Origin of the sequence: Acetobacter aceti NBRC 14818 (assembly GCF_000193495.2) — a bacterium.
Classification (GTDB): Bacteria; Pseudomonadota; Alphaproteobacteria; order Acetobacterales; family Acetobacteraceae; genus Acetobacter; species Acetobacter aceti.
This window is the reverse complement of the sequence record NZ_AP023413.1, coordinates 1-4,858: the sequence shown is the minus strand read 5'-3', so window position 1 is coordinate 4,858 and position 4,858 is coordinate 1. Positions and strand designations below refer to the sequence as shown.

Here is a 4,858-nt window from a genome sequence, read left to right as displayed (position 1 = left end):
CCTGCCTCACCAGCTATGAGGCAGGGGTGCCTCATAGCTGGTGAGGCACCCCCCCCTTATAACATTCTGATAAACAAAAGCTTTTTTCGTTTCTCTTTCTATGATCTTAAGGGCCGTTCACGAAGCCCACGGGACGAGGCCCGCGAACGCCCTCGTGAGCGGTAGCGGGCCTCGGGTCCTGTGGACCCTCGGGGGCGGATCAGAGACCTTTTTAACGGGGAGTTATCCACACCAGACGCCTTCGGCGGCCTACGGCGCTCCCGCGCTGCGCTCGCTCTGGTGCTGCAAGGTCAGCAGAACCGAGCTAGATGGGATTTGCTCAAGGGGAAGGAGTGTGTGGGGACAGTTCATGTTTCCCGTCAGAACGCCAGATAGGCCGGAGAGACGCTAGGAACGAGCCACACGCCGTTGTCGGCCTGATAGAATGGAATCTTATTCCGAAACATCAGACCAGCCTCTACGGCCAAAATAACGGCCTTTCCGTGCCTCTCCCCGACACGCTGCGCCGTATCCCGGTCGGCGGAGAGATGGACCATCTGGCGGCGGCCCGGTTTCAGACCATCCCGGAAGATCGAGGGCAGGTTGTCGCGGGCGGTGCCATGCCAGAGCCGATCGGGTGGCTGGACGGCGGGCAGGCCGAGATCGACCGGGAGGGAATGACCCTGCGCGGCCCGGATGCGCTGGCCGTCCGGGGAGAGAGTGAAGCGCCGCTTGTCGTTCATCTCGACCACCCGTTGCAGGGTGGCGAGGTCGAACGGCTTTCCTGCCCGCTTTGCCAGCCGGATCAGGTCGGGCACGTTCGCCCAGCCCTGCCCATCCAGCGTCAGGCCGATCCGTTCCGGCTCATGTCGCAGGATCAGGGACAGCAGCCGGGCAACTTCTCCATCCTTCATCATCAGTCCTCGAAGGGGTTCAAAGGGGTCTCCCCTTGTCCGCTGTTTTTGGGTAGGGTCCCAAAAACGGATAGCGGGTATCCTTTCCGTGTTCGGAGAGGATATTACAGGAGGCCATCATGAAGGGGAAGTCCGGTTCTGTTCGGATGAAATCGCTCGATGCGTCGGGTCTGGCTGCGATGGGGCGACACGAAAAGCGCCTCGATTACGCTGGCAGCAAACGGGCTATCCGGGATGTTCCGCCGCTGGTTTACAGTCCGTATGGCGAGGGGCTGGATCTCGAACAGAGCTATGCCGCCCATGTTGAAGGGACGAAGCGCAACAAGGGTGGACGTGCTCTGGCCCGGCACGGCTTCTTGCAGTTCCCCACGGACCTGCCCGTCACCCCTGAGAACGAACAACGGATGCTGGATGAGGCTGTGGCCTTCATCAACGCAACGCATGGTGGGCGGGCTGTTTTCCGGGCGCGACTGGACCGGGATGAAGCCGGACGGCATGGGGTCGATGTCTTCTTCGCACCGAAATACGAGAAGACCACCCGGCGCGGGAAGGTAGTTGAGGACTGGATCAGCCTGTCCAAGTTCGGCAAGGAACTGGCCCTAGAACGGTTCGGAGAGCGGCAGAAAAAAGCCAAAAGTCCAGAATCCGGACTTTTCGAACCAGTCTTCGATAAGGCCGGTAAGCCAGTCATGGAGCGATGTGACAGCCCCATTTTTCAGGGGCGGGCGCTTCAGGACTTATGGACCGAGCATCTTCGCGACAGGATGGGGCTGGAATGGGTCGAGCGGGGCAAGGCGAAGGTGGGCCGCGACCCGGATCGGCTGGAGCCGGAAGAATACAAGGTCGCCCAGGAGCGGGGAAAACTGGAATCCGCAAAAGCAGACCTGGTCAGGGAGATGGAAGCGCGAGAAGCCGCTCTTGTGGCTAGAGAGGCAGCCGTATCAGCCGAACATGCAAAGGCGGTGAAGGCTCACAAGGATGCAGCAGAAATTAAAGCCCGCAATAAGGCCCATAGGATGGCCTTACATGTGGGGATAGACGGATTTCTCAACGGGACGATTGAGCAGGTTGCGGAAGATGCGAAGGGGCTCCCGAGAGTCCGCTTGAACGAGAGGGTTCCGGAGCATCGGCGGACCTATGTCTGGGATCGCATTAAGAACTTCGTCGAGGACGTGGTGAGGGTGCTGTTGCCGATCCAGACCCTCATGGCGGGTCTGAAAATCGAAATCGAGCGACGAAGGGAACTGGCTGATGCTGCAGTCGCGGTTGCTCCGAAGGTAACACCGCCACGTTTGGTCGGAGCAGTGGCGATGTTCAACGCCACCCGTGCCGAAATCGAAGAGAACGAGAGATGGAAGCGCCCGGAAAATTCGGTGCCGTCAGAGCCTGACGAAATCGAGGACGATTGGGACGACAGCCATTCTCTCGGGATGTAGGCGTTTAGCCGCTAAATTTTCCTGTTTCATGAGCAAACAGACGTGCCAAGCAAAAGGCAGAGCAGACCCGGAGCGAGCGCAGCGCGGGAGCGTCGTAGGCCGCCGAAGGCGTCCGGGTGGGGTCATATAGGTCAATGTGCTGACTTAATGGGATTGAATTTCACGGGTACGTTGCACCCGCGCAGCGCCGTCAGATCGGTTTTCAGTTCGATCCCGTCGCCGCTGGCACAGACCTGATCGCTGCCATCCGCCAAGTCCTGCTTGGTCGTGCTCCCCTTGGGCACGAAAACCGCACGCACAGGACATTCAGACGGTGAATCGCACACGCCGCCGATCAGCATCGAGATCGCGACCGTCCCGCGTGGTTTCGCGCTCTGGTACTCCCCATAGAGGATATCGGTCCTCGGAACGTCACTATCCGGCCATATCCCCTTGGGATCATGGTCCACGTTTCGGGCGATCCGCGTCAGCTTCACGGGTACCCATGACGCTGTTTCCGCCAAGGCTTGGGCTGTCGATAGGAAAAAATTGATTCCAATTGTGATGATCAAACCCGAAACGATATGCTTTCCATGTGCCATTGGTTGAAATTCCTTATGGGAGACTGGCAATGAGAAGTACTGTGAAGGCGCTGTTTCGGTTGTGCCTTATTGGTGTCGTGGTGGCTTTTGTTGCCAGCGTCATGTTTGGTGTGTCCATGAAGGCGGCTTTGTTCTTCACGGCACTTCCTGTCATTCTCCTTCCGTTCGGCGTGCTTGCTGCATTGGTGCATGCAGCAGGTATCGATAGTGATTATCTGAAATCTCAGGAAGGTCCGGCGACCCGCGCCTCGATCTTCGCTGCGGGCGTGCGTGCCGGCTACAAGTTCTGATGATTTATCTGGGAAACTGACGGCGGGCGTGAACCACGTTGACGATCTCGATACTGCTCGATGTCACGCGATACAGGACGATGTAATTCGGATGTGCCACGATCTCGCGCAGGCCGGGAATCCGGTCGCTGGTCCGGTAGAGATAGGGATGCTCTGACAGGGGAAGCACGACCGTTTCCAGCCGGATTTTCAGGCGTCGGGCGGCACCGGGGTTTTCGGCGGCTATATCTGTGATGATCTGACGCAGATCGGCGCGAGCGGTATCACGCCAGACAACAGGGAACATCAGGCAGATCGGCGACGCTGTTCTGCGGCTGCGATGATCGCTTCCATCTCCCCCATAACCTCATCATGAGGGATGGTCGGCTTTCCATCGGCCAGACTGGCGGCAACCTTAGCCTGAAGCCATGCGGTGTATTCGGCTTCCTGTTCGACCGTCTCGAACTCGGAGACGATGGGCGAAAGAGCGTGGCTCATCATGTAGCTCCTGTCGGCTGGTGTGAGATCAAGCATAGCACACTCATCACCAGAACCACCATTTGCGTGGTCGTGGTTCGGCCAGCTTCTGAGCTAATTCGCGCCAGTGATCGCGGTCAGCCTCGATGGTCGCCCGGAGCGCCCTTTCGGCTTCGAGTTCAGCCTTCACGCGCACCAGTTCGAGCGTATCTTGAGCGATTGGATCGGGGTGTGCATGGGTGTGCACAAGGTGTGCATCGACCTCTTCCTGCACAGTGTGCGCACACTGTGCAGGGTGTGCAGAGAGCCATGCATTCAGATCATCAGTTTTGATCCGCCACTGGTTCTTGTTGTCTCGAAAAGCCTGCAAATCTCCAGATTTTATGGCGCGCATGATCGTCCATCGGGAAACGTCAGCCACCTGTGCAGCCTGTGCAGGCGACATGTGCGCAGGGGTGTGCGCGCTCACTGTGCAGGATCGTCGCGGCTGGTAGCGGGCAAGTCAGGTTCCAGACCGTCAAGAGATGGCTGGGAAGGGGGGGGCATACCGGGGCCGGTCGGTAACTGGCGTTCGCCTTTGAACATGGCCGGGATGGATTCAAGGGGAGGGAGGTCGTCTAGGGTTTCGGCGTCTGGCTGTTCTGTGGCTGAGACCACGACCGCAGCATCGAATAGAGCGTAACGCTGTCCAGCTCTTGCCCCGGACCATGCAACCCTGCGGTTCACGATGTAGGCGTTGGCAGTACCGGTCGGGCCGATCTGGCGGACATCAATCCAGTTTCCGGACCGAAGGGTATCGAGTGCCCGTTGAAGCGTTGCTCGGGAGCACGCGCATAGTTCAGCAAGCGTTTTTTGCGATACGACCACAGCATTATTGCGCCCCATGTGATGCACCAGCGTCATCATCACAGATGCAGCACGAGGGTTTTCCATTCCTAACCGTGACCAGCGTTCTAATGCTGCTCGTTCGACCTGCACCCATGAGCCGGATGGAGCTGTTGTCACTCCTAATTCTCGAGTCTTCACCACATCACCCTATGCCTTCGCGCCTATGAGGCAGGGGTGCCTCATAGGTGAGAGAAAAAACACCCGAAAGAAAATATATCTGCTCACGCCATGAGCAGATTTCACTCAAATTCATTAGCTAAATTTTTTCAAAAATAAAATAAATATTGCCATTGAATGAGCAGATTTCACTCAAA

At 58.0% G+C, this 4,858-nt stretch carries 8 protein-coding genes; 2 read left to right on the top strand and 6 right to left on the bottom strand.

Annotated features, from left to right (window positions below):
• Positions 1–359: 359 nt before the first annotated feature.
• A complete protein-coding gene (locus EMQ_RS17020; RefSeq protein ID WP_010666257.1) occupies positions 360–896 on the bottom strand; it encodes an RNA 2'-phosphotransferase in 537 nt (178 codons plus the stop codon).
• 116 nt (positions 897–1,012) lie between these two features.
• Here EMQ_RS17020 and EMQ_RS17015 point away from each other — a divergent pair, with 116 nt between their 5' ends.
• Complete coding sequence (locus tag EMQ_RS17015; protein WP_018308602.1) at positions 1,013–2,329, top strand: hypothetical protein; 1,317 nt, start codon at positions 1,013–1,015, stop codon at positions 2,327–2,329.
• Positions 2,330–2,460: 131 nt separating this feature from the next.
• Here the strand turns inward: EMQ_RS17015 and EMQ_RS17010 are convergent, their stop codons facing one another.
• A complete protein-coding gene (locus EMQ_RS17010) occupies positions 2,461–2,910 on the bottom strand; it encodes a hypothetical protein (RefSeq protein WP_048874234.1) in 450 nt (149 codons plus the stop codon).
• 29 nt (positions 2,911–2,939) lie between these two features.
• Between EMQ_RS17010 and EMQ_RS17005 the strand changes: the two genes are divergently transcribed.
• A complete protein-coding gene (locus tag EMQ_RS17005; RefSeq protein ID WP_132012125.1) occupies positions 2,940–3,200 on the top strand; it encodes a hypothetical protein in 261 nt (86 codons plus the stop codon).
• Positions 3,201–3,204: 4 nt separating this feature from the next.
• Here the strand turns inward: EMQ_RS17005 and EMQ_RS17000 are convergent, their stop codons facing one another.
• Genes EMQ_RS17000 through EMQ_RS16985 form a run of 4 tightly spaced genes read right to left on the bottom strand, consistent with a single transcriptional unit; the run spans position 3,205 to position 4,661 of the window.
• Complete coding sequence (locus EMQ_RS17000) at positions 3,205–3,486, bottom strand: type II toxin-antitoxin system RelE/ParE family toxin (RefSeq protein WP_010668485.1); 282 nt, start codon at positions 3,484–3,486, stop codon at positions 3,205–3,207.
• Complete coding sequence (gene relB / locus EMQ_RS16995; protein ID WP_010668484.1) at positions 3,486–3,677, bottom strand: type II toxin-antitoxin system RelB family antitoxin; 192 nt, start codon at positions 3,675–3,677, stop codon at positions 3,486–3,488. The genes EMQ_RS17000 and relB overlap by 1 nt, the downstream gene beginning before the upstream one ends.
• Before the next feature lie 46 nt (positions 3,678–3,723).
• Complete coding sequence (locus EMQ_RS16990; RefSeq protein WP_082066655.1) at positions 3,724–4,125, bottom strand: helix-turn-helix domain-containing protein; 402 nt, start codon at positions 4,123–4,125, stop codon at positions 3,724–3,726.
• Entirely contained in the window at positions 4,122–4,661 is a 540-nt protein-coding gene (locus EMQ_RS16985) for a helix-turn-helix domain-containing protein (protein ID WP_035350291.1), read from the bottom strand. Before EMQ_RS16985 ends, EMQ_RS16990 begins: the two co-directional genes overlap by 4 nt.
• Positions 4,662–4,858: the final 197 nt, after the last annotated feature.

Coding starts and splice junctions, on each gene's coding strand:
- EMQ_RS17020 (WP_010666257.1), bottom strand. CDS start 896: ATGATGAAGGATGGAGAAGTTGCCCGGCTGCTGTCCCTGATCCTGCGA.
- EMQ_RS17015 (WP_018308602.1), top strand. CDS start 1,013: ATGAAGGGGAAGTCCGGTTCTGTTCGGATGAAATCGCTCGATGCGTCG.
- EMQ_RS17010 (WP_048874234.1), bottom strand. CDS start 2,910: ATGGCACATGGAAAGCATATCGTTTCGGGTTTGATCATCACAATTGGA.
- EMQ_RS17005 (WP_132012125.1), top strand. CDS start 2,940: ATGAGAAGTACTGTGAAGGCGCTGTTTCGGTTGTGCCTTATTGGTGTC.
- EMQ_RS17000 (WP_010668485.1), bottom strand. CDS start 3,486: ATGTTCCCTGTTGTCTGGCGTGATACCGCTCGCGCCGATCTGCGTCAG.
- relB (WP_010668484.1), bottom strand. CDS start 3,677: ATGAGCCACGCTCTTTCGCCCATCGTCTCCGAGTTCGAGACGGTCGAA.